At 50.0% G+C, this 24,494-nt stretch carries 24 protein-coding genes and 3 pseudogenes; 8 read left to right on the forward strand and 19 right to left on the reverse strand.

Annotated features, from left to right (window positions below; translation table 11 throughout):
- Positions 1-38 precede the first annotated feature (38 nt).
- From NSS88_RS05775 to NSS88_RS05805, 8 genes and pseudogenes are all read right to left on the reverse strand, one after another.
- Positions 39-731, reverse strand: coding sequence for a TerC family protein (locus tag NSS88_RS05775; RefSeq protein ID WP_341083554.1), 693 nt, complete (start codon positions 729-731; stop codon positions 39-41).
- A gap of 187 nt (positions 732-918) precedes the next feature.
- Entirely contained in the window at positions 919-1,191 is a 273-nt protein-coding gene (locus NSS88_RS05780) for a YkvA family protein (RefSeq protein WP_033013877.1), read from the reverse strand.
- A gap of 332 nt (positions 1,192-1,523) precedes the next feature.
- Positions 1,524-1,763, reverse strand: a pseudogene (locus NSS88_RS05785) (DMT family transporter); the annotation flags it as partial.
- 12 nt (positions 1,764-1,775) lie between these two features.
- Positions 1,776-2,066 carry a hypothetical protein gene (locus NSS88_RS05790; protein WP_033013879.1) on the reverse strand — a complete coding sequence of 97 codons (291 nt, stop codon included), beginning with the start codon at positions 2,064-2,066 and terminating at the stop codon, positions 1,776-1,778.
- An 88-nt stretch (positions 2,067-2,154) separates the two neighbouring features.
- Positions 2,155-2,256: a cytochrome bd oxidase small subunit CydS gene (gene cydS, locus NSS88_RS16720; RefSeq protein ID WP_375153661.1), complete on the reverse strand. Its 102-nt coding sequence runs from the start codon at positions 2,254-2,256 to the stop codon at positions 2,155-2,157.
- Positions 2,256-3,284, reverse strand: a complete 1,029-nt coding sequence (locus tag NSS88_RS05795; protein WP_033013880.1) for a cytochrome d ubiquinol oxidase subunit II — start codon at positions 3,282-3,284, stop codon at positions 2,256-2,258. The genes cydS and NSS88_RS05795 overlap by 1 nt, the downstream gene beginning before the upstream one ends.
- Positions 3,281-4,627 carry a cytochrome ubiquinol oxidase subunit I gene (locus NSS88_RS05800; RefSeq protein ID WP_049625100.1) on the reverse strand — a complete coding sequence of 449 codons (1,347 nt, stop codon included), beginning with the start codon at positions 4,625-4,627 and terminating at the stop codon, positions 3,281-3,283. The genes NSS88_RS05795 and NSS88_RS05800 overlap by 4 nt, the downstream gene beginning before the upstream one ends.
- Before the next feature lie 288 nt (positions 4,628-4,915).
- Positions 4,916-6,337: a SpoVR family protein gene (locus NSS88_RS05805; protein ID WP_341083560.1), complete on the reverse strand. Its 1,422-nt coding sequence runs from the start codon at positions 6,335-6,337 to the stop codon at positions 4,916-4,918.
- A 160-nt stretch (positions 6,338-6,497) separates the two neighbouring features.
- Here NSS88_RS05805 and NSS88_RS05810 point away from each other — a divergent pair, with 160 nt between their 5' ends.
- Complete coding sequence (locus NSS88_RS05810) at positions 6,498-7,103, forward strand: DedA family protein (RefSeq protein ID WP_033013898.1); 606 nt, start codon at positions 6,498-6,500, stop codon at positions 7,101-7,103.
- A 29-nt stretch (positions 7,104-7,132) separates the two neighbouring features.
- On the opposite strand, the gene NSS88_RS05815 is transcribed toward NSS88_RS05810, so the two are convergent.
- On the reverse strand, positions 7,133-7,381 hold the full coding sequence (locus tag NSS88_RS05815; RefSeq protein WP_053532487.1) for a hypothetical protein: 249 nt from the start codon (positions 7,379-7,381) through the stop codon (positions 7,133-7,135).
- Between the two features lie 180 nt (positions 7,382-7,561).
- Between NSS88_RS05815 and NSS88_RS05820 the strand changes: the two are divergent.
- Positions 7,562-7,816 (forward strand): annotated as a pseudogene (locus NSS88_RS05820) (YhdB family protein); the annotation flags it as partial.
- A 49-nt stretch (positions 7,817-7,865) separates the two neighbouring features.
- On the opposite strand, the gene NSS88_RS05825 reads toward NSS88_RS05820, so the two are convergent.
- Positions 7,866-9,623, reverse strand: coding sequence for a phospho-sugar mutase (locus NSS88_RS05825; protein ID WP_049625102.1), 1,758 nt, complete (start codon positions 9,621-9,623; stop codon positions 7,866-7,868).
- 114 nt (positions 9,624-9,737) lie between these two features.
- Positions 9,738-10,184: a CBS domain-containing protein gene (locus NSS88_RS05830; protein WP_011230073.1), complete on the reverse strand. Its 447-nt coding sequence runs from the start codon at positions 10,182-10,184 to the stop codon at positions 9,738-9,740.
- 181 nt (positions 10,185-10,365) lie between these two features.
- On the opposite strand from NSS88_RS05830, the gene NSS88_RS05835 reads away from it, so the two are divergent.
- Positions 10,366-10,803 (forward strand): disulfide formation protein C, encoded by a 438-nt coding sequence (locus NSS88_RS05835; RefSeq protein ID WP_033013884.1) that lies wholly within the window; start codon positions 10,366-10,368, stop codon positions 10,801-10,803.
- Entirely contained in the window at positions 10,800-11,276 is a 477-nt protein-coding gene (locus NSS88_RS05840; RefSeq protein WP_033013885.1) for a thioredoxin family protein, read from the forward strand. Before NSS88_RS05835 ends, NSS88_RS05840 begins: the two co-directional genes overlap by 4 nt.
- Before the next feature lie 35 nt (positions 11,277-11,311).
- Here NSS88_RS05840 and NSS88_RS05845 read toward each other — a convergent pair whose 3' ends face one another.
- A complete protein-coding gene (locus NSS88_RS05845) occupies positions 11,312-11,710 on the reverse strand; it encodes a YhcU family protein (protein WP_033013886.1) in 399 nt (132 codons plus the stop codon).
- A 137-nt stretch (positions 11,711-11,847) separates the two neighbouring features.
- Between NSS88_RS05845 and NSS88_RS05850 the strand changes: the two genes are divergently transcribed.
- Entirely contained in the window at positions 11,848-12,747 is a 900-nt protein-coding gene (locus NSS88_RS05850; protein ID WP_033013887.1) for an RluA family pseudouridine synthase, read from the forward strand.
- Positions 12,748-12,821: 74 nt separating this feature from the next.
- On the opposite strand, the gene NSS88_RS05855 is transcribed toward NSS88_RS05850, so the two are convergent.
- The 6 genes and pseudogenes from NSS88_RS05855 to NSS88_RS05880 form a co-directional block, all read right to left on the reverse strand.
- Positions 12,822-14,162 carry a hemolysin family protein gene (locus NSS88_RS05855; protein WP_341083575.1) on the reverse strand — a complete coding sequence of 447 codons (1,341 nt, stop codon included), beginning with the start codon at positions 14,160-14,162 and terminating at the stop codon, positions 12,822-12,824.
- Positions 14,163-14,273: 111 nt separating this feature from the next.
- Positions 14,274-14,966, reverse strand: a complete 693-nt coding sequence (locus NSS88_RS05860) for a zinc metallopeptidase (RefSeq protein ID WP_055358627.1) — start codon at positions 14,964-14,966, stop codon at positions 14,274-14,276.
- 153 nt (positions 14,967-15,119) lie between these two features.
- Positions 15,120-15,788: pseudogene (locus NSS88_RS05865) on the reverse strand (aldo/keto reductase); the annotation flags it as partial.
- A 148-nt stretch (positions 15,789-15,936) separates the two neighbouring features.
- A complete protein-coding gene (locus NSS88_RS05870) occupies positions 15,937-16,986 on the reverse strand; it encodes an RNA-guided endonuclease InsQ/TnpB family protein (protein WP_044737120.1) in 1,050 nt (349 codons plus the stop codon).
- A 5-nt stretch (positions 16,987-16,991) separates the two neighbouring features.
- Positions 16,992-17,387, reverse strand: a complete 396-nt coding sequence (tnpA, locus tag NSS88_RS05875; protein ID WP_081106632.1) for an IS200/IS605 family transposase — start codon at positions 17,385-17,387, stop codon at positions 16,992-16,994.
- Between the two features lie 570 nt (positions 17,388-17,957).
- The gene (locus tag NSS88_RS05880) at positions 17,958-19,325 is read right to left on the reverse strand and encodes an ISLre2-like element ISGsp3 family transposase (protein ID WP_341082419.1); all 1,368 of its coding nucleotides are present in this window, start codon (positions 19,323-19,325) and stop codon (positions 17,958-17,960) included.
- Positions 19,326-19,520: 195 nt separating this feature from the next.
- Here NSS88_RS05880 and NSS88_RS05885 point away from each other — a divergent pair, with 195 nt between their 5' ends.
- From NSS88_RS05885 to NSS88_RS05895, 3 genes are all read left to right on the forward strand, one after another.
- Positions 19,521-20,201 carry a response regulator gene (locus NSS88_RS05885; protein ID WP_055358607.1) on the forward strand — a complete coding sequence of 227 codons (681 nt, stop codon included), beginning with the start codon at positions 19,521-19,523 and terminating at the stop codon, positions 20,199-20,201.
- 284 nt (positions 20,202-20,485) lie between these two features.
- The gene (locus NSS88_RS05890; RefSeq protein ID WP_033016566.1) at positions 20,486-21,178 is read left to right on the forward strand and encodes a hypothetical protein; all 693 of its coding nucleotides are present in this window, start codon (positions 20,486-20,488) and stop codon (positions 21,176-21,178) included.
- 184 nt (positions 21,179-21,362) lie between these two features.
- On the forward strand, positions 21,363-22,799 hold the full coding sequence (locus NSS88_RS05895; protein WP_095859072.1) for a DDE-type integrase/transposase/recombinase: 1,437 nt from the start codon (positions 21,363-21,365) through the stop codon (positions 22,797-22,799).
- Positions 22,800-23,102: 303 nt separating this feature from the next.
- On the opposite strand, the gene yhbH is transcribed toward NSS88_RS05895, so the two are convergent.
- Positions 23,103-24,260, reverse strand: coding sequence for a sporulation protein YhbH (gene yhbH / locus NSS88_RS05900; protein WP_061580893.1), 1,158 nt, complete (start codon positions 24,258-24,260; stop codon positions 23,103-23,105).
- Between the last annotated feature and the right edge of the window lie 234 nt (positions 24,261-24,494).

Here is a 24,494-nt window from a genome sequence, read left to right on the forward strand (position 1 = left end):
CATCCGCTTGGTGATTGCCCAGCCACAAAAGCCGCCAATTATTCATTGGCGGCTTTCGGTTTCGTCTCTTTGGCGCTTTTTCGTTTTTTTATCGTTCCCGCCACAATGACAGCGGCAACAACAAGCAACTCAAATCCATACTTCACGGCAGGATTGGCAAAATACGCCTTTAAAAACGGCTCATCGACGATCATTTTCGCCGCCGTCCAGGCGAGGACACCGGCGCCGATCGTAATAATGATTGGGAAGCGCTCGATCCATTTTAAAATAAACGTGCTGCCCCACACCATGATTGGAACAGAAATGAGCAGCCCAAGGATAACAAGGAGAAAATTTCCATGCGCGGCACCGGCGACCGCCAACACGTTGTCAAGCCCCATCAACGCATCGGCAATAATAATCGTGCGCATCGCTTCCCATAAACTTCCCCCAGCCTCGATATCATCGTGCCCCTTTTCCTCAACGAGCAGCTTGTAAGCGATACAGACAAGTAAGAGACCGCCAACAAGCAAGAGGCCTGGAATTTTAAGAAGCCATACAACGAAAATCGTTGCTAACGCCCGAACAACAACGGCGCCGGCCGTTCCCCAAATGATGGCCTTTTTTTGCTGATGCTTTGGCAAGTTGCGAGCCGCCAATCCAATCACAATGGCGTTATCCCCTGCCAGCAAAAGATCGATAATAATGATCGACAGCAACGCCGTCCAAAACTCCGCTGACAATACATCCATGGAACAATCCCCCCTGAATCCGTGATAAAAACGCGTTCAAACTGCTGAGAAAGCTTGATAAATCAACAAATATCACACTTTTTGCTTTTCACTCAATAAGTGAACATCCGAAACTGGGCTAAACCCTTGATATGATTACGTTTTCCGGTGCTTTTGATGAGCTGCTGTCACGGATTCAGGTCCCCCTTCACAAGTTATATTTTTCCTTTAGCGAAATCGGCGCCATCTTGATGACTTGTTGCAAAATAAACAGGAAGACGGTCAAATCATCGATCAAACCAAACAACGCAATCCAATCTGGAATGAGGTCAAGCGGCAACGCTATATACAAAAGCAGCAAACCGACAGAAAACAATTTTTTTCGCATTGGCACTTCATGAGAAACGAAAAATTCGAACAAAAACGGTAGAAAACGCCGGACATGGACGATGAAGCGAAGTCGTTTCCACCATTTGCGCATGTCATCCCCTCCGCTTTTTGTTCTTTTTGAAGCTGAACCTATCTTCTTTTACGATTATCTTCCCCCTTTTGTTCCATGACATGAAAGAAGGCCTTTACCATCCTTGGTAAAGGCCTTCATAAGTAAAAGAGACCTTTACCAACATCGGTAAAGGTCTCGCTAACAACGTCGCCGTTGCCAACAAAGCCGAGGGCATGCGCCCTGAACTGACGACTTTGCTGTTAAAGCTACTCCCCTTTAACAAAAGAAACTATATTCGTTTTTATATTTTCATGATATTCAATATTTATACCTGTTGTCAACTCTTTTTCTTGGCAAGAAATGAATCCAATTTATTGCCCCGCCGTAAACTTCAAACCAATGACTCCGACAAGAATGCAAAGCAAAAACGCCACCCGCAGCGCGTTGACCGGCTCGTTTAAAAACAACATGCCGACCAAGGCCGCCCCGAGCGCTCCGATTCCCGTCCACACCGCATAGGCGGTGCCGATCGGCAACGTTTTTATCGCCAGTGATAAAAAGTAAAAGCTCGCCGCCATCCCCGCAATCGTCACAACAGAAGGCCAAGGGGGCCCCCATCCGTCTTACACCGGGTCGTTATCGACGCCACTGTACGATTCAATCGCTTGATCGAGCGCCCGGTAGGCCTCAGCGAAAGCGTTTGTCGCCGATTCATCTCCCGCCTCGGCCAGCTCCATTCGCGCATTGCGCGCGTGAGTCACCGCACGGATGACATCTTCGATCATTTGCCGTTTATCCCTGGCGCTCGCTTTTAACCGTTCAAGCTCATGAATCGCCCCATCAAGACTCGTCGAGCGCGGTTCGTCAAACGATTGTTCCAGCTGCTCTTTCACACGCTCCAATATTTCTTTCATGATCGCCCATCCTTTCTCTATTCGTTGTCATCCGCTAGTGTGGGCGATTGGCGGCAAACTATGCATTACCAAGACGCTGAAATTGTGTTTACTTATCTACGTGCACATCTTTCAAACCAGCCCAAAACGCGGCGATGATCGACAGGGCGACGATGATCATCGGCGCATACATGATCAAAAATGTTTGCATTATCCTTTTCCCCCTTCCCATTTTCCTTTAACGTACGCCTTGTTAAACACAAAGAGGCGCATAAGCAAATAAAGTGACGGAATTAATAACAGGAGGCCGGCAATAAACGCGACGATCAACGCCATAGCCATCGTCTCATTCGTAAACCCGTCATAAATCGTCAAATACGGGTATAACAAATACGGATAATGTGAAATGCCATAGGCGTAAAAGGCGAACGCGTATTGAAACACCAGCGCAATAAACGCCCAGCCGAACCGCCGCTGCCGCCAAAGCAGCCAAACGGTAATGACAAAACACAAAAAGGAAATGACCAGCATCCACGCCACATTCCATAGGTTGGCGTAATGCTCGGGATTATGGTAGCGGAGCTGGTAAATAATGAGCAGCGCTGACAACATCGTCGGCCCGCTCCAAAGAAGAGCGTAGCGGCGCAACAGCGCCCGCGCCCGTTCATCCTTGGCCTCGTCCGCATAGTACGTTAAGAAAACGGCAGAAATGTAAAGAACGCTCGTCACACTGAGCAGCACAATGCTCCATGACAACGGGCTTGCAAACAGCTTCCCATAATCCAGCGTAACGCCTGAGGCGCCTACCTCCACAAACCCGCCTTCAGAAATCGTCAACACGATGGACAGGGAGGCCGGAATAAACAACCCCGTCAATCCATAAGCGATTAAATACCAGTTCCGTTCCGTCCCCCCATACGTATGAAACGCATAGTACGAGCCGCGAATAGCTAACAAAATGATGGAGATGCTCGCCGGGACAAGCAAAATAGAACCGTAATAATACGCCGTTTTCGGAAAAAAGCCGACAATGCCGACAAAGAAAAAGACAAGAAAGACGTTCGTCACTTCCCATACAGGGGAAAGATAGCGCTGAATGATGCGGTGCAAAATATGCTGTTTGTTTGCCCAATGGCTATAGGCGCTGAAAAACCCAGCCCCGAAATCAATCGAGCCAACGATAATGTACCCGAACAAAAACAGCCATAACACCGAAATGCCAATGACTTCGAGCGTCATGGCGCCACCTCCCCATTATTGGCCCGCTCTGCCAGCTCCCGTTCAACCGGGTTGCGGCGGAACATACGGATGAGCACTATTGCGCTCGCAATTACTAACACCATATACAAAAGGCAAAACAACACAAGCATCGTATCCACATGCGCCGACGATGTCGCTCCTTCCGCCGTTTTCATATAGCCACGCAAAATCCACGGCTGCCGCCCGACTTCCGCTAAGTACCATCCCGCCTCAATCGCAACCATCGCCAGCGGCCCTCCCGCCACCAGCAGTCCAAAAAACCACTTTTTCGCCGTCCACTTCCAGCGGAAAATCGATCCGAGCCAATACGCGGCTGCGACAACCATTAAAAACACCCCGATCGTGACCATCACATCGAATAAGTAATGAATGTACAGTGGTGGGCGTTCATCTTCCGGAAATTCGTTCAGCCCGGTCACAACCGCCCCCGGGTGGTTGTGCGCCAAAATGCTTAACGCATATGGGATTTTAATGGCATACTTCACCTCGCCATCCTCTGTCAGCATGCCAAACAACACGAGCGGCGCGTGGGAGCTCGTTTCAAAATGCCATTCAGCGGCCGCCAGCTTTTCTGGCTGGTATTCGGCTAAAAATTTGCCCGATAAGTCGCCAATCAATACACTGGCTACCGAAAAAATAAAAGCTGTTTTCATCATTAAATGAAGTGCCTTGCGATGATAAATGTGACGATTGCCTTTCCATAAATGCCAAGCGGCGATCGAAGCAAGCACGAATGCTGACGTCATATACGAAGTCGCCAGCACATGGGCGACTTTCGTCGGCATCGCTGGGTTGAACATAGCCGCGATTGGATCGATGTTGACAAGCTCGCCGTTTTTAAATTCAAACCCTTGCGGCGTATTCATAAACGCGTTCACCATCGTAATAAACATGGCTGATGCTGAAGACCCGATTGCCACCGGGATAAGCAAAAGCAAATGTTTTTTCTGATTTTCGAACCGATCCCATGTATACAAATAAATGCCGAGGAAAATGGCTTCAAAAAAGAAGGCGAACGTCTCCATGAACAGCGGCAAGCTGATCACTTGGCCAGCCAGCTGCATAAAGTTCGGCCATAAAAGCGACAGCTGCAAGCCGATCGCTGTTCCTGTCACCACGCCGACCGCTACGGTGATGACAAAACCGCGCGTCCAGCGGCGAGCGAGTAAGATGTAATGCATATCATTTTTGCGAATCCCAACCCACTGGGCAATGGCGATCATCAGTGGAACCCCGACGCCGATCGTGGCATAAATGATGTGGACCGTCAGCGTCAATCCCGTCAAAATACGGCTAAGCAGCACCGGATCGTAACCGTTCACGATTCATCCCCCCTTATGAAAACAAGCGACCAATCAAGGAAAGCAAGACAACAGCCGCAACAGCAAAGCTAACGAACACAAGCGTTTTTTCATGCCGCTTCCACATATCTACCCCCCCCCGAGCGAACAAACAGTGGTGAAGAATTTGTGACAATCATCACAAATTATCCACTCCATATTATTTCATAAAATCGGGGACGCTATCCGGCATGATTTTGAATAATTTGTGTCATTTTTTCACATATTCATCGTGACAAACAAAAAAAGCAGGAGATCCCTGCCCTCATGTTATAAATATTTCCGATGCACCGTTTTCCCGTCATACGTAAACAACATCGGCTTTTCCTCGACGACCGTCTCCATATGGACCGGACGGCCCCACAACTGATAAATGTATGGGAGCACTTTTTCTAAATACTTCAGATCGAGTTCGATTCCTTCATACCAATGCTTCAAATACAACTCTCCGTTGCGCATATAATCGCCGTCATTGACCGTGATATACGGGAATCCGCCGTTTACCCGCATGCTGACGAGTTGGTCGCGGATATGATCCCAGTTTTTGTCGACGATTTTATATTCTTTCCCCTGTTTTTGGAACAAATACATATCTTCGCGCATAACGAGCTCTTTCGTTAAATAGTTGCGCAAAAACGAAATGTCGGATTCGAGTTCGCGCACTTCAAAAATTTTCGCCCTCCCCGACCCCGGCTTGACGCCGTATTTTTTCATCTCCTCAGTCGGGTTGTTCCACCGCTCTTCAATGTCTTCAAAAATTTTCAGTCCTAAATAATACGGATTGATGCCAGTGCGCGACGGTTGCACGACGTTGGCGTTCAGTTTCGCAAATTCAATCGCCTCATCGCTCGTCAAATCCATCTCGCGCAAAATGCGCTGATGCCAATACGTCGCCCATCCTTCGTTCATGATTTTCGTCTCCAGCTGCGGCCAAAAATAAAGCATTTCCTCGCGCATCATCGTTAAAATGTCGCGTTGCCAATCCTCCAGTTCGCGGCTGTATTCTTCAATGAACAATAGCACATCTTTTTCCGGTTGCGGCGGAAACTTGCGCCGTTTTTTTCGCGGCGGCGTTTTCAGTTTGTCTCGCTCGTCAAGCGACCATAAATCGTCGTACGGCGTCGATGTTTTCGGAGGCTCCTCCTCTTCGTACACTTCCGTATCTTCCCACGTCCATGACAGCTTCGGCCGCAGGAGCGAGGGATCGATATGCTCCTGAATGGCCAAGACGGCATCCAAAAATTTTTCCACTTCCAATTTTCCGTATTGATGTTCATAATGCTTGATCCGCTCCGCTGTCGCCGCCATGCTTTCCACCATATCGCGCTTCGTGTTGCTGAAGCGGACGTTGTTTTTGAAAAAGTCGCTGTGGGCCAACACATGGGCGACGATCAGCTTATTTTGGATGATCGTATTCGTATCGAGCAAAAACGCGTAGCAAGGGTCCGAATTGATGATGAGCTCGTAAATTTTGCTTAACCCTAAATCATAATGAAGCTTCATTTTGTAAAACTGTTTCCCAAAGCTCCAGTGGGAAAATCGCGTCGGCATCCCATAGGCACCAAACGTATAAAGAATGTCCGCCGGGCAAATTTCATAACGCATTGGATAAAAATCAAGGCCAAATCCTTCCGCAATTTCCGTAATTTCCGCAATCGCCCGTTCCAACTCTTTCAGCTCGTCCTGCCGCATCCATCTCCCCCCCTTTTTCCTCTTATCACAATGTATGAGGGAAACGGTGTTTTGATACGTTCCATCGTTTGGCATGAACGCGCAGCGCCCCATTTTCATTTGTGGACCGTTGGTTTATAATGGTCATATACAAGAAATCGCGGCAAAGCGTGGTGGTCATTTGCAGCACTATTTGCATTATCTTATCGAACACTTCGGCTACATCGGCATTATGGTTGCGCTGATGCTCGGCATTGTTGGGCTGCCGATCCCCGACGAGCTGCTGTTGACATATGCCGGTTACCGCGTTTCAACGGGGGCGTTTTCGTATCCGCTCGCTTTTCTTTCCTGCTGGCTTGGAGCCATCATTGGCATCTCGCTCAGCTATATGCTAGGGATTACGCTCGGGCTACCGTTTTTGCATAAATTCGGTCCCAAGCTCCATCTTACAGAAAAACGGCTCGAGCAAACAAAAGCGCTTTTTTCGAAGCTCGGCCCAGCGGTATTGTTCATTTGCTATTTCATCCCCGGCGTTCGGCATCTCGCCGCCTTTTGGGCCGGCATGAACGCCTACCGTTGGAGAAAGTTTGCTTTGTTCGCCTACAGCGGGGCGATGGTGTGGGTCGCTGTCTTTTTGACGATCGGCTCCTATTTTGAAAGCCGCTGGATGGCCGTCAAGCAGTACATCCATGCCTACCGTCCATTCTTATTTCCAGTCTTTTTGGTCGCTCTTGGTTTCGCCATCTTCTATTGGTACATCCAGCAAAAGCGAAAAACACCGAGGTAATCTCCGGTGTTTTTCATTCTCTATGCGCGCTATACGTTCTCGCGCGGGCCGCGATGGTACGTTTCCGTCAGCAGACCCATAAACAGGCCGAATACGAACATAAACATCGAGGTCCCGATAATGCCGAGACTGATGATCGTCAAGAAATAGTCTTTGTTGTAAGCGCTTGCGATAAAAATAAGCAAAAACAGTACAACTCCGACAATCAATCCCACTGACGCCATCCATTTGCACATGTTGATGATTTCTTGCCCTTCGTGCCGTTTGTTCATTCTCATCATCCCATTATTTTGAGGATACTATCCTTGTCACAAAATTGCAACATTTATTTTTCCTTTTTCGTTTTCATTTCGGTTACAATTTATATTTTGCCTTCTGTCGCAACATTTACAGGGCAACAAAACGCCCCGCCGTCATACACTAACAATGACTCCTTCTTGATAAAGGAGGCATGCCGCTTGAACACCGTCGACTATGATAAGGCGCTCTATTACACGCATCGCTCCGAATGGGACAATTTGCTCATTTTAATGGTGCGTACGCCTGATGATATTTTGTCGAAAAAAATCGAAAAGTTTCTCCACGCTTATAATTTTGAACATGATTACTCCGTCATCCAGGAGCGGTTGCACGCCTTGCTTCGCTATATTGACCATGCGCTTGAAGTGAGCGAACAAAAAATGGGAGTCGAGCAGTACGCGCAGTTTTACTCTAAGACGAACGGGGAATTGGCTGATGCCAATTCCCCGCAGATTGTGCTGATCATTGCGCATAAGAAGGAGAAACGGTGCTGAGCACATCCTTTACGCGCCGCATGACAGCTTCTGTTAAGCGGACTAGTTTTTCTTCGCTGTCCTCCAGCGACGTCCCTTTGACGCCGAAGTACGCCTTCATTTTCGGCTCCGTCCCTGATGGACGCAGACAAAACCACGAGCCATCCTCCAAGATATACTTGAGCACATTGGATGTCGGCAAATCAATGGCCGTTTTTTCGCCGGTCAACGTGTTCGTCCGCTCTTTCGTTTTGTAATCCTCAATCACCGTCACCTTTTTCCCCGCGGCCTCCACCGGCGGCTGTTGGCGGAACGACGCTAAAATCGCGGCAATTGCCTCTGCTCCTTCTTTGCCTTTCAGCGTGAGCGATCGCTGCTCCTCGCGATAATAGCCGTACTGGTCAAACAATTGCAAGAGCGCCTCATACAACGATAGCCCTTGCTTTTTATAAAACGCGCACACTTCCGCCGCGAGGACAGCCGCCTGCACGGCATCTTTGTCGCGGACAAAACCGCCGATCAGATACCCATAGCTTTCCTCATATCCGAACTGGAACGCATATTGCCCTGTTTGTTCGTATTCCTTCATTTTTTCGCCGATGAATTTGAAACCGGTCAACGTATCGACCGTCTCAAGACCAAACGATTGGGCGATCGCCCGACCAAATTCAGACGTCACGATCGTTTTTAAGACAACACCATTTTCCGGCAGAGTGCCTTGAGCTTTTCGTTGCGACAGCAAATAGTGGAGCAACAAGCCGCCGGTTTGATTGCCGGTCAGCACGACATAGTTTCCCTTGTCATTTTTAACCGCCACGCCCAGCCGGTCGGCATCCGGGTCGGTGGCGATCAACAGATCGGCGTTCACTTTCTTGCCCAACTCCATCGCCATGGCGAAGGCCGCGTGTTCTTCCGGATTGGGCGAGGCGACCGTCGAGAAATTCGGATCCGGCAACTCCTGCTCTTTGACGACAAAGACGTTTTGGTAGCCGAGCTCAGCGAGCGCGCGGCGCACCGGTTTGTTTGACGTGCCGTGAAGCGGCGTAAACACGATATTGATCGCCGTTTCCCGAGCGAGCTCTGGATGGATGGAAATCGTTTTGACCGCATGGATATAAGCATCATCGACTTCGCTTCCGATGATGCGAATAAGGCCTTTTTCTCTTAACGTTTTCTCATCTTCCACATGAATGGCGAGCTCATTTTCGACTTCATTGACATAGCGGATCACTTGGTCGGCGACAGCAGGCGGCAGCTGGCCCCCGTCCTCTCCATATACTTTATAGCCGTTATATTCGGGCGGATTATGGCTAGCGGTGATGACAATGCCGGCAAACGCCCGCAAATAGCGAACAGCAAACGACAGTTCCGGCGTTGGACGCAATTCATCAAACACGTATGTTTGAATGCCGTTCGTAGCCAACGTTTTCGCCGCCTCCATCGCAAATTCCGGCGACTTATGCCGGGAGTCATAGGCAATGACGACCCCGCGTTGCTTCGCCTCATCGCCAAACGATTGTATGTATCGCGCCAATCCTTCCGACGCTTTTCGCACCGTATACATGTTCATTCGGTTCGTCCCCGGGCCGATCTCGCCGCGCATGCCGCCGGTGCCGAATTCGAGATTTTTGTAAAAGCAATCCTCCAGCCATCGTTCATCATGGCGGCGTTGTTCCAACAACCGCTTCAATTCCGGATCGAGCTGCGGCTCACGCAGCCATTGTTCGTATTTTTGTCTCCACTCCATCGCTGTTCCCCCTTGATTTTCATTTTCCCCGTTTATATATTCGTTCCCATCATACAATATACCTGCCAAAAGAAAAAGGATACCCTGGAAAAATATGGGCATCCTTTTTCCTCATTACCCTTGCGGCTGCGACGGTTCCGAAATGTTCGTCAACGCCTGTTCAGCCGCTTCGTTTGATGCGCTGTTCGTCGCAATATCGCCTAGTGCAACAATGCCTTGTAGCTGGTTGTTTTCCACGATCGGCAAACGGCGAACTTGATGTTGGGCCATGACATTCGCGGCTTCCTGCACGCTCATATTCGGCGTACCGGTGACGACTTGATTCGTCATGACCTCCGCTACTTTGACGGTCGACGGGTCTTTTCCTTGGGACGAAACACGCAACGTAATATCGCGGTCCGTAATCATCCCTTTGACTTGCCCGTTTTCCACAACCGGAAGCGCCCCAATATTTTTTTGGCTCATGATTTGCGCTGCTTCTTGCACCGTTTGGTTCGGCGAAATCGTTGCGACGTTTTTCGTCATAATGTCCTGCACTTTGTTTCCGCTGTTGTTCGTCAATGTGATCCTCCCCTTTCACCGATTAGTATGGCTCGTTTGTCGAGCGATATAGATAGAAAATGTTGTTTTCTTTCCTGCCCTTTGCCAGTTATGAATGGACGTGCCGTTTTCCATCCCTTATAATGGAGCTGAACAGTGTAAGATCGGGCAACGGTGTCTGCAACGGAAGAAGGGGAGAAGGATGGAACAAGAAAAACGCGCGGAACACTTGCTTTTGGCCGCATGGGCGACTGCGCTCATCGCCACCCTCGGAAGCCTTTATTTTTCGGAGGTGCTTGGGTACATTCCGTGCGACCTGTGCTGGTTTCAACGCATTTTTATGTATCCGCAAGTCATCATTTTAGGAATCGCCATCGTGCGCAAAGACGCTGCGGCAGCTCGCTATAGCTTCACACTTTCATTGATTGGCGGGGGTATTTCTCTGTATCATTATGGATTGCAAAAAATTCCGCTGCTTCAAGAATACGCCATCAGCTGCGGCCGCATTCCGTGCACAGGGCAATATATAAACTGGCTTGGATTTATCACCATTCCATTTTTGGCGTTCACTGCCTTTATGATCATTATGTTGTTAAGTTGGACCGTCATGCGCCAGCAAAGAAAGGAGAGCGAACGTTGAAAAAACTGCTCGCATTTGGCGGCATCATTGTCGTCCTGTTCGCTGCGATCTCGTTTATTACGATGTACGAACAAAAAGAAGCCGCAAGCAACAATCCTTACCATAAAAGTGAGCTCAACCCAGCCACCATCGCCCAACTTGACGACCCGAACTACCGCAACATTATTTTGCCCGCGAAGTTGAAACAGCAGCTGGCTGACGGCAAGACGCTGACCGTTTACTTTTACAGCCCGACATGCCCTCACTGCCAGCGGACAACGCCGATCGTCGTTCCTTTGGCGAAACAGCTGGGCATCGACTTAAAATTGTTCAACTTGCTCGAATTTGAAGACGGTTGGGACATATACCATATTGAAGCAACCCCGACCATTGTCCATTATGAAAACGGCAAAGAGGCAAAACGCATCGAAGGATACCATGATGAAAAAACGTTTCGCCGATGGTTTGCCTCACTGCCAATGCCAAAAAAATAAGGAGCTGCGCCTTTTACAAGACGTAGCCCCTTGCCCTACATCACCCACTGGTTCACAGCGGGAACATACATGCTGCACGGCATCGCCCGCTTATGGATAAACTGCTTGGCCCGAAATGGAAAGGTAATGCCATGACGAGCCAAAATGTTTTGGTTGCGGGCAAACAGCCATTCATATTGGTCGCACTCTCCATGTTCCCCCATATATTCGATGACGGTAATGAGCGACTGCAGCGCCGAAATGATTTGGAAAGCCTCCTTCATTGTTCCATTATATGCCACATGTTCGTGGTCCAGCGAAAGAATGCCCCATTCCTCAAATTGACGGATTTGTTCATCATCGAAGTAATACGGGAACACATCGGTATAAAAGTAGTTGAGCAAATACTGCATGTAATGCTCTTGTTCCGGAGTCGCTGCATACATCATTTTCAACGTCCTACCACCTTTTCTCGCCGCAATGCTTGCGTTCTCCATCACTAAGACGATACTATGAGTGTACCATATCTCGCGCAAGGATAGGGGTAGAAAGTGTTTCCACAGCTAACAAACAATTGGGAGTGTGACAACCTTTGTGGACAAGAAAAGGCGATTGGCTGGAATGCATCATCCCTAGCTGGTGGAGCGGTTTGACGATTGAACAGCTCCTGAAAGACGTATGGGCCGCCTCGAAAAAGCTCGCCCACCGTTGGCGGATGGAACACGGCGTCAAACTGAACGGCCAGGCTGTTCCCTGGAAGACGGTGCTCAACGAACGCGACCGGCTTCAGCTTTACGCATATGAGCCGGAGCCGTCGTTCATCGTTCCAGAATATCGGGAGCTTTCGATTTTATGGGAGGACGACCATCTGCTCGTCTTGAACAAAGAAGCCGGCATCGACATTCATCCGTCCGAACCGGGGCAAACCGGCACGCTCGCCAATGCGGTCGCGTTTTATTTGCAGTCGCAGGCAATTTTAACAAAAGTGCGCCACATTCACCGCCTTGACCGCGACACGTCGGGAGCGATTTTATTTGCCAAACACCCGCTTGCCGGTGCGACGCTCGATCGGATGCTCGCCCACCGTGCCATCAAGCGGACGTACGTCGCCCTTGTTCACGGTCGTTTGTCCCCGGAATCAGGAACCATTTCCGCGCCAATCGGCCGCGACCGCCACCATCCAACGCGCCGGCGCGTCTCGAAGACGGGGGCAAAAGCGGTGACACACTATCGCGTCATCAAAACATTCCCGTCAACATCGCTTGTCGAGCTTTCTCTCGAGACTGGACGGACGCACCAAATCCGCGTCCATTTGGCCCATCTCGGCCATCCGCTCGTCGGCGATGTGCTTTATGGCGGCAAACCAGTGTTTCATCGCCATGCGCTTCATGCCGCTAAGCTAACGTTCCGCCATCCGTTTACAAACGAAGAGGTCATTTGTCTCGCGCCAACAAGCGATTTTCCCACCGACCTTTCGCGCATTTACAATTGATCTACTCCGCCGTCCTTCAATGGAGAAGGGGATTTCTCGGCCGAAACGAGAAAAGGCAGACGCCCCCGTCTGCCTTACAAACGCAACTCCTCCTCTTCGGCGCCTGCCGCCTCCTCCTCTTTGCTCGGCTCTTTTTTTGCCACTTCCAGCGATTTCACATGATGGCCATCCATTTCCTTCACCGTAAACAAGTAGCCATCGATTTCTACACTCTCGCCTGGTTTGATATCATAATGCTTCGTTAAAATCCAGCCGCCGATCGTATCGACGTCATCATCGTCAATGTCCAGCCCAAGCAAGTCATTCACTTCGCTGATCAACACTTTGCCCTCCAAGATCAATCGATCGTCCATTTTTTGAATCAGCGGCGTTTCATCAATATCAAACTCATCTTGGATTTCGCCAACGATTTCTTCCAAAATGTCCTCGACTGTAACCAGTCCAGACGTGCCGCCGTATTCATCGACCAAAATCGCCATATGGATGCGTTCTTTTTGCATTTTGACCAACAAATCGTGAATGGCGATCGATTCAATCACTTGAATGATCGGGCGGATATAGTCTTTCATCTGCTTTTCGTTGGACGGATTGGCAATAAAGTCCGTAAACACCTCTTTCACGTTGATGAGTCCAAGCACATGGTCTTTATCGCCGTCAATGACCGGATAGCGCGTATACTTTTCTTCGCGAATGATGTCCAAGTTTTCCTTGACGCTTTTGTTAATATCGAGCGCCACAATTTCTTTGCGCGGCACCATAATTTCCTTCGCTATGCGGTCGTCAAAACGAAAAATATTATTGACATAGCGGTACTCTGACTGATTGATCTCCCCGCTTTTGTAGCTTTCTGATAAAATGAGGCGCAACTCCTCCTCAGAGTGGGCGATTTCATGCTCCGCCACCGGCCTGAGGCCAAACAGGCGCGTCACGAGCCGCGCAGAGTTGTTGAGCGTCCAAATGAACGGATACATGATTTTGTAAAACCAGATGAGCGGCTGAGCCGTAAACAGCGTAATCGCTTCCGCCTTATGAATGGCAAACGTCTTCGGCGCTAATTCACCGACGACGACATGCAAAAAGGTGATGAGCGAAAACGAAATGATAAACGCTAAAAAGTGGGAGACGGATTCCGATAAATGGAGGCGTTCAAACAGCGGCAGCAACATCCGCGCCACCGTCGGCTCCCCGAGCCAGCCAAGACCAAGCGAGGTGAGCGTAATGCCGAGCTGGTTCGCCGATAAATAGCCGTCCAAATTCGAAATCACTTTTTTCGCCGCGACCGCCCGTCGATTCCCTTCATTGACAAGCTGATCGATGCGCGAGCTGCGCACCTTGACGATCGCAAATTCAGAAGCGACAAAAAAGGCGGTGCAAGCGATGAGAAACGCCACCAACAGCAAACTGGCTATATCCAATTCGTCTCCGAGCGCGGATGAAGCGCCCAGGTTACACCTCCTGCACACAAAGGTTTCCATTGCAGCTGATAGACGATGATGCCGCTGGGCCGCCTTAGGCGGCCCAATATGTTACGATTCCTCATTATTGTTCCCTTGGGTGAAAATGAGCACATATTTCAGCAGTTCAAATACGGCGATCAACGTTGCCGCGACGTATGTCAGCGCCGCCGCGCCAAGCACTTTGTTTACGCCTCGCGCTTCATTTGGGGCGATCAACCCTTCAGCCAGCATAAACCGCTTCGCCCGTGCGCTCGCGTTAAACTCCACCGGCAAGGTAATGATTTGGAAGGCCACCGCCAGCGAGAAAAACAAAATGCCGAGTCCAATCAGCGAAAATTGATGGAGCACAAATCCAACGAGCAACAACAACGGCGCAACGCCCGAAGCGAAGTTCACAATCGGAAACATCCGGTGGCGAAGGACGAGCGCCGCGTAGCCTTGCTGGTGTTGAACGGCATGGCCAACCTCGTGGGCGGCAACGGAAATGGAAGCGATTGAACGCCCATAAAAGACCGGCTCCGACAAACGGACCGTGCGGGAAATCGGATCATAATGGTCGGACAATCGTCCCGGAACGACCTCAACCGGCACATGGTACAACCCGTGGCGGTCTAAAATCATGCGCGCCACTTCCGCCCCCGTCAACCCCGATGAGGCTGGAACTTCAGACCAGGCATTGAAATTGCTTGATACCTTCCATTGCGCCCAAAGCGATATCAGGAAGGCGATAAAAATGAAAATATCCATCGGATGGAATAGCATCACAGCACCCTCCGTTTTTTCAATGTTCATCAAATGTGTATACTATTATTTATTGTACTTGCTCACCTTTTCATACGTCAAACGGCTCGCTCCGGTTTCAAAAAAAAAAAAAAACAGCACCTGCATCGAGGCGCTATTTGGCTGATGGGGACATCAAAAATTGAAATTGTCTGGGTCAGGACCGACCCGTTTGTTCAAGTTCAACGCGTCGATCTGTTTCATTTCTTCGTCGGTCAGCGAGAAATCAAAAATATCAGCGTTTTCCTTGATCCGCGCCGGCGTCACCGATTTCGGGATCGTCACGACGCTGTGCTGCAAATCCCAACGCAACACGACTTGCGCTGGCGTTTTCCCGTATTTTTTGCCAATTTCAACGATTGTCGGTTCGGTTAAAATTTCCCCGCGCATAAGCGGCGACCATGCCTCAAGCTGGATGCCGTTTTCCCGGCAAAACGTAAGCAACTCTTTTTGCGTCAGGCGCGGGTGATACTCGACTTGGTTGACCATCGGCTTAATTTCGCAGTCAGCCAGCACATCTTGCAAATGGTGAATTTGGAAGTTGCTGACGCCAATCGCGCGCACATAGCCGTCTTTATACAGCTTTTCCAGCGCTTTGTACGTCTCTTTATACTTCCCTTTCACCGGCCAGTGGACTAAGTACAGGTCAACATAATCAAACCCAAGCTTTTTCAAGCTTGCATCAAACGCCTTCAGCGTCGTCTCATACCCTTGGTCGGTGTTCCATACTTTCGTCGTCACAAATACTTGCTCGCGCGGAATGCCGGATTCACGGATCGCTTGCCCGACCCCTTCTTCGTTTTCTTGACACTCCACACGGCTAAAGCCGTGGGATTCTTGGGTCGTTAACGCCCTCATCCATTTCTGGTTCGGACAACGCCCAAGTTCAGGGCTGTGTCATCAGCCCGTCCTACGGCAGAGCGTATAGCTCCGTAGGCTGATGGACTTTCGCTTACGCTACTCCATCCATCACAGGTACACTCATAATATTTAATGCACCCACGCGATCTCGATGGGTCGTGTACCCACAGGCTTGACAACGGTATTGACGGTCTTTCGCTTTGTTCTTTGCTCCGCATTGCGGGCAGAGTTGCGATGTGTATTTCGGGTCCACATACACAACCGAGATTCCAGCTAATTTCGCCTTATATTCGATAAACTTGGAAAGTTGATAAAAGCTCCATGTATGCAAGTGTTTTTCGTTTTTACGGCTTGTTCTTGCCGTCTGACGAATGTTCGTCAGCTTCTCTAATTTGATAACAGATACCTCTTCTTGAATGGCCAGATTGACGATCTGGCGGCTGATTTTATGATTGATATCCGTCATTACACGATGTTCTTTATTGTTCAATTTTCGAATGGCAGACAACTTCTTGAGTTTTCCTAACTTCTTTCTCTGTTCTTGATATTTGCGGCGTATATATTTGTTCATACGGCCATTGCCAAAAAATCGAGTCTTTCCTGTGGAAGTGACCGCCACCGCCGGAACTTTCAATCCAAGATCGACACCCATGACTTTTTCATTGTCCTTTTCACTTACAGGGACGTCGATCGACACTTGAGCATACCATTTCCCTGACTTCTCAACGATTCGCATGAGTCCAAGTTTCGCATTCGCAAGAAACTTTTGATCACGTTCGGTGATCATGGCACGGAATTTCGTCTTTTTCACTTTCCCATTTTGCATAATAGGGAAAGCGATGATATCTTTGCCAATGGAATAGTTTTGATTATTGACAAAATAAACCCGCTTTTTGAGAATCGGACGTTTCCCTGTTTTTTTCATCTTTTTAAATACACTTCTTGCATCTCGAATCGCTTGATTTAACACAGCGGAAGGGAGATTGGCATTGACATGCTTCGTTGTGATTTTAGGAAAGGATTTTTGGTCTTCCATTTGTTCAGTCAATTCATTCACCACTCGAATATACTCTTCTCCCAACTGACGAAGCAGTTGAGGATTGTGGGGAAAAAAACGAATATTCAAGGTGATGGTTTGCAACTGAATCACCCCCTTTTTTTCTGCGCTTCAACATATCGCTTAATGGTTTCGCTTGATACATTTCCTGCTGTACTCACAAAAAATGAGCGTGTCCATAAACTTGGCAAATGAGCAAGATGCTTAAACTCTTGCCTTAAGATTCGAGATGTCACTCCTTTCACTTTCGCCATAATTGCTGAAGGAGAATCCATTGGAAGACAGTTTAGAAACAAATGACAATGATCCGGCATTACTTCCATTGCAAGGATACGCCAATCATTTTCTTTACAAATTTGTTGAACAAGCTGTTTGAATCGAATTTCAACTTCACCAACCAACACTTTTCTTCGATAACGCAGACAAAAAACAAAATGATAATTGATGAGAGAAACGGTCGTTTTGGTGCGTCTGTACTGTTCCATACTTAAATTGTATCAGTTTGATTATTAAACTGCAACAAAATAGACGTTTCATCCCACCTCTAAAGAAGTGGGCTTTCACGTCTATTTTTTTGTAATACAGCGCAGTCTTGCAAACTGTTCAATCTGCTTCCCCCTCCAACATCGATATAGCTTTATTATGGAAAAACGTCCAGGAAAAAGCAAAATATATGCACAAAAAACGAGGAAAATATCCCCTCTCCGTCTCGCTCCATCCTTTTTTCATCCGCCGATTTGCAATGTGCAGTGCGTTTCGGGGCTCGTTTTTCTATATTTTTTGCCAAAATAAAAAACCGCCCCCAAAGGCTGTTCATACAGCCCTTAGGGGCAGATTCCCGTTCCTCACTTCGCGATTGTCATCTTCCCTTCCGCTAGATTTTGTCCAGCAGAAGGATGAAACTGAGTCAGTCAAGACTTTGTGGAGAACATTTTTTCGGTTCACTACGGGTGTTGTCAATCACTAGTTAGCGAACCATTTTCAGGAATTCATATCGTAAGCGCTTTCGGACTCTCATCCCTCATCTTGAGGCGATGATACGATATTCCATTTTTTTACACCCAACCACCATCCCGGAGCGCCGACAACGCTTGATGGATCGGTGTCCCGGATGACCGCTGCAGACACGGTAGATTCTGACGCACCACATCTGCCCATAACCGTCCGGCCTTCCGTTTGGCCTGTTCGATCCGCTTGGACTTTGTTGAGGCCGAGGCCGCCGTTCGGGTCTCTTCTTCCTCCACCAACTGCCCATTTCTCCGCCAAATCCCGTCGATTCGGGCTGCCATCGCCCTCAGAAACGCCCGAAGCCCTTGGTCTTTCCAGCTGCGGCGGGATTTCACCCGATGCGCAAACCGGCTCATCACGCTCTCGGCGTGGCCCATCGGACGCATGCCGGTCGTCTCCACCCCTTGCTCCGACAGCCACTCCCGATAGTCCCGGATGCATCCCGGCATCGACTCGATCCGGCGAATCAAGGCGGCCAGCTGTTGTTCTTTGCCTTCGTCCTCCAACGTGCCGACCGCGCTGTTCAGCTCCACGAGAAGCCCCTCTTCGTCTTGTTTCGCCAGCTTCTTCCGCACCTCCCGCCAACGCGGATGGCCGGACAGACACTGACGCAGCTCCCGCGCCACATGAAATCGATCCAGCTGAAAGCACGCCCGCTTCCCAAAATACTCCCGGCAGGCCGTGATCCACGACGCCGCGTCGCCGTTGATGATCAACAGGTCCCGGCACGGATCATAGGCATATTCGTTCATCAGCCACTCTTCGAACCGTTCCCACACGTCTCCCTCCCCTTCATGGAGGTAGTGGCGCCGGTTCACGAGCTCGAGCTGCGAACCGTTTCGTTTCCATCCCTCGTGAACCGCCAGGATTTTCTCTTCTTTCGCCCGTTTCCCTTTCCCCTGGCGGGAAATAAACAGTCCATCCGCCTCCACAAACAGCACCCGGCCGTGCCGTTGGGAAACAGGGCGGTGCAGCGAGACAGGGGCCTCCAGCACCAGTTGGCGAATCGCCTCGTGGCTCATGACCGCATACCCCACGATCGACTCCAACGTACGGGCCGCTTTGCGGTAGGAAGAGCACTCTACGGCCAACTCGACCGCCGTTTCCTCGAGGCAAGGGCTGATCGACTGCGCTCCATCAAAGCCCAGTTCGGCATCCAGCAAGAAGGTATAGTTCCCCGTTTGCCGGTCATAGTAGTAGTTCCGTCGAAACGTCACTTCTCCAAACAGCGTTTGGATCGTAGTCGGCCGTTTGTCTTTCAGCTGATACCGGCGCTTGTCCCGCGCTTCCGCCAGTTGTTGATCAATCTCCTCCAAAAGGGCCGCCAACAAGACAGCGAACACCTTTTGAAGAGTTCTGACTAATTGTTCCTCCAGCTCTTTTAATAAAGGCCATTCTGTGGTAAGATGTTTCATGGACTCTCTCCCTCCTGTTTTCGGTTGATGTTGACAATCACCATCATAGCAGGGAGAGAGTCCTTTTTGCATGACATTTGCTTTTTTCTACCGCGCTTCGCTTGGTGGCCCCGACGAGCGTCGCGAACAAAAGTTCGCAACCCTCGTCGGGGATCATTTCGGAATGTCACCCACAAATATTTTACTCACACAAGCATGTACCGTGTACTGCTCATTGAAGACGATCCGATGGTCCAGGAAGTGAACCGGCAAATGATTGAACAAGTGGACGGCTTCACCGTCATCGGCCTCGCTGGAAACGGTGAAGAAGGACTCCACCTCATTCACGAGCTCCGTCCGGATTTAGCGATGATTGATATTTACATGCCGCAGCTGGACGGCCTTGAAACAGTAAAGCAAATCCGCGCCCGCGGCCATGAAGTTGATATCATCGCCATCACAGCGGCAAGCGACATTGAAACAGTGCGCCGCGTCCTGCAAAACGGCGCCTTCGATTACATTTTGAAACCGTTTAAATTTGAACGGCTCAAACAGGCGCTGGGAAATTACCGGGCGTTCCGCCAGTCGCTTGCAGAAAAGGAATCGCTCACCCAGGCAGAACTCGATGCACTACGGCAAACGGCTGAACAACCTGCCGCCTCGCTCCCTGAACTTCCGAAAGGATTAAACGAAGTGACGTTGGAAAAAGTCGTCGCCTACTTGCGCCAGCACCGCTTCCCTGTTTCCGCCGAGGAAGTGGCCGAGGGCGTCGGCATCGCCCGTGTGACGGCCCGCCGCTACTTGGAATACCTTGAGAAAACGGGACAAGTGATACTCGATGTGCAATACGGCGGCGTCGGACGCCCCGTCAACCGCTATCAGTTGAAACGACTATAGCCTACCCGGTAGCCCACACGATTAACCGGGTGGGCAACTCTTCTTGTTTTCGCGGAACATTTCCTGTCTCCAGCCAATGGTAAAGAAGGTGAAACGCTCTTTCCCCAAGCGTAAAATGGGGGAGCGCCACTCGTCGCCGCTGTTTGGCGCGGGGCGCATGTCGCCTTGCACACCAAACAACAAGCCAAAACGAACAAACAGAAAAAATAGGGAAACGAGTCTGTTTGTTTCCACCGTTTCAATTGGTATAATGGGGGGTATATGGAACGTAGGGAGGAATGAACATGATTCGATACTGGAAACTGTTGTTCTCTCTCGCTGTCGCCTTCGTCTTGCTGGTTGGCTGTGGAACGAAAGAGCACGAGACGACACAGGCGGCAAAGGAAGAGCAGACAGCCGCCGATCAAAAACCATCGTCTGATGCGCCGTCATCCAAGAACCCTTCTCCTTCGAAGGAAGCAAAAGAGCAAACATCAACGAAAAAGAACGAAGAAGAGCAACGAGCGGCAGGAGGAGGACAACCCGCTGCTTCACAACCGACCATTTCATTGTCCTACCAAGATGGAAACCAAACCGTCACGAAAACCGCAACGCTGCAAACAAGCAACAATCAGCATTTTTCCCTCTATGTTTTGGAAGGATGGACCCTTGACGCCGAAGAACCGGGCGCCGATGTCTTGCTTCATGGCGAAGCATTCGCCCGCATCCGCTTGCTTTCGGAGGGGGAAACAAACTACGAGCAACTAGCGCAAGAACATGCCCAAGCGGTTGACGCCAACGCCGCCCGCCAACAAACGAACGGATTGCCTAAGCCGTTCGCTGATGCCGTTTGGTACACTGCCCAAGCGGACGGTGTCACCGTTCATGTCATCGCCAGCGCCCAACCAGCGCCAATGCTATTGACCGTGCACGCTCCACGCAATGAAGACGTGCTTGGCGCCGTGCTCGCCATGGCGGCGACGCTGCAAAAGCAATAACTTATTTTAGGGAGGGCGATTGCCCTCCCTTTCCAAAAAGGGTATTGTCAAAAGTTTATCCTCCACACTCACGGTTTTCCCTTGAGTTTCAACGGTTGGAAGAAAAAAAGCTTGCCACCCCCGTTGTTTTCGGCCATCATTGAGGTAACGACACCCAACAGCCAAAACAAAGGAGTGACAAGCTTTGTTACCTCAATTATTAGCCTATTTGCTCGAAATAATCAAGACCCAATATCAAATCATTGTGTATTTGATGGGTGTGATCGTGGGAAAATCCTTGAATCTCGAGGACTTGGACGAACCCATCCAAAAGCCGTACCGGAAACTTCAGGTCGATGACCTTCCGATCATCGATGTGCCGGAAACCCTTGATTACCGGAAGCTGTTGGCAGACTATGAAGCCCAGCACGGACGTCCTTTACGGCCCATCCAGCGCCGCGCGAATGCGAAACACCGTGTTCCGGATTCGTTGACCTGCCCTCGCTGCCAGGCTCCCTCTTCTTACCTGTACGCCAATAACGGCGGAAACGGGCAATACCAATGCAAAGTGTGCCAGTGCCGGTTCAACCACCGAAATCGGTTCACCAAGCAAGCGGTCTTTCGCTGCCCGCACTGCAAAAAGACGCTGGAAAAAATCAAGGAACGCAAAGAATACAACATCTATAAGTGCAAGAACAACGCTTGCCCGTTTTACCAGGCCAACCTTCGCCGGATGACGAAGAAGGAGCGCCAACAGTTTCAACAGGATCCTCAAGCCTTCAAGGTGCGGTATTTGTTTCGAGAGTTCTTGTTTGACTTTCTCCCGTTGGCTTCCTCGTCGCTCATCAAGCCGAAGGTCGATTTGTCCCGGCTGGCTGCGTCGCCGCACGTGTTGGGGCTCGTGTTGACGTACTACGTCAACTTTGGGATGTCCTCGAGGGAGACCGCCGCCGCCATGAAGGACATCCATGGCGTCTCGATCTCCCATCAGACGGTGCTCAACTACGCCAACAGCGTCGCGCTTTGGATCAAGCCCTTTGTCGACCGGTTCCCGTATGAGCTGTCCGGTTCGTTTTGCGGGGACGAGACGTATATTCGCGTCAAAGGGCGCTGGCATTACCTGTTCTTTATGTTTGACGCCGTCAAAAAGATCGTGCTGTCGTATCGCGTCTCGCCCAACCGGGACACGCTCTCGGCCATCAAGGCCATCGATGATGTCCTCAGGAAGCTAGCGTCCCTCCCAGACGACTTGTCGTTCGTCGTGGATGGCAACCCGATTTACCTGCTGGCGCAACACTTCTTCGCCCAGCACGGGATTTCGTTTGACGTCCGCCAGGTGATCGGCCTAACCAACGAAGATCCGGTCTCGGAAGAGTTTCGCCCTCTCAAACAGATCATCGAGCGATTCAACCGGACCTTTAAAGGCAACTACCGCCCGACCCATGGGTTTGGTGCGGAAGAAGGCTCGGTGTCCTTTGTGACGCTGTTTGTGGCGTATTTCAACTTCCTGCGCCCGCATAGCGCACTCGAAGGCCGGGTCCCGGTCGTCATCCCGGAACTGGCGGATCTTCCGCATATGCCGGCCCGGTGGACGAAGCTCATCGCCATGGCACAAGCGTTTCTCCAACAAGAGGCGGCCTGACTTTTTTGTCCGCCGGAGCCCGTTGAACAGAACTCCTGCCGGATTCGGCGAAGCGAACCCTTGACCAACCGAACACCGCCAAAGGTAAAATTCGGTCATGGCAAGGGCGGCTTTCTTATTGCCTTCTTTTTTGTCCCCGTCGCCCTTGACGACTCTTCCGCACCTTTGGCGGGTGTTGGTCAAGGGCGAATCCGGCCCTCCGCATGCCCCACGATGCTCAATGGGATGATCTGTGTGGAGTTTTCATAGAACTTTTGACGCTACCCCAAAAAGAAAAACCCCCTTTTTTCAGCTGCCAGAGGGTCAAACGAGCTGCTTGCTCTCTTCTTTGCGGAAAAATGTTTTCATCGCGTGGAACACATCTGATTTTTGCTTCAAAATATAATAGCGGAACTTTTCATCCTTAATATTGCGATACGCCGACATGAGTGTGGAATGGCGGTTGTACTGGTTGACTTCTCCATACCCAAACATGTTCGACACTTTCATCAGCTCTTGAACAAGCTTCACACAGCGGGCATTGTCCGATGTCAAGTTGTCGCCGTCGGAGAAGTGGAACGGATAAATGTTGTAGCGCGACGGAGAATACTTCGTTTCGATCAGTTCCAGCGCCTTGCGGTAGGCGGATGAGCAAATCGTCCCGCCGCTTTCCCCTTTCGTGAAAAATTCATCCTCGCTGACAACTTTCGCTTCCGTATGATGGGCGATAAAGGCGATGTCCACCGTTTCGTATTTCGTGCGCAAAAAGCGGGTCATCCAGAAGAAAAAGCTGCGTGCCATATATTTTTCCCACATGCCCATCGAGCCGCTTGTGTCCATCATGGCCAAGACAACGGCCTTCGATTCCGGCTTGACGACTTCATTCCACGTTTTAAACTTCAAATCTTCACGGTAAATCGGATAAAAGCCTGGTTTGCCGTTCATGGCATTGCGCTTGAAGGCAGCGAGCATCGTCCGCTTCTTATCGATATTCCCCATCAGCCCGGTGCGGCGGATGTCGTTAAATTCGATATGTTGGGTTACATTTTGATCCAGCTCTTTTCGTTGCAAGTTGGGCAGCTCCAATTGGCTAAAGAACGCTTCCTCAATCTCCATCAGTGACACTTCAGCTTCGTAATAATCTTGGCCCGGCAAATCGCCAGCACCTTGGCCTTTTCCTGGCCCTTGCCCCTCCCCGCTTCCGTCTCGGGCCACGACATCGCCGACTTGGCTGTCTCCGTTTCCTTGGCCGACGTGTTTGTTTTTCTCATAATTGTAGCGAATTTTATATTCATCCAGCGAGCGAATCGGAATCTTAATTACATCGCGTCCGTTGGACATAATGATGCTTTCTTCCGTAATCAAATCCGGCAAATTGTTTTTGATCGCTTCCTTTACCTTTTCTTGATGCCGCTTTTGATCGTCATATCCTTTGCGGTGGAGGGACCAGTCTTCTTTCGATACAACGAAATTCCCTTTCATATTTTCCCCTCCCTCTAGAAATGTTGATCTATCAAGGCTCCTTTGTTAAAATGGTTCTCACACTTTTCACTTTCCCGCATATACTTATGTTGGCGTCATCAAAACGGACCATCACTATGCCAAGTTGTTTATTTTATCCTATGCAAAAATTCAAAATAATTGACAGATGAATGCCGAAAATAGAAAAGCGAACAACGGACGGACAAGCCCGATTATCGATGCAAAAAAGCATGC

This window comes from Geobacillus sp. FSL W8-1251, from assembly GCF_038005945.1.
Taxonomy (GTDB): domain Bacteria; phylum Bacillota; class Bacilli; order Bacillales; family Anoxybacillaceae; genus Geobacillus; species Geobacillus stearothermophilus.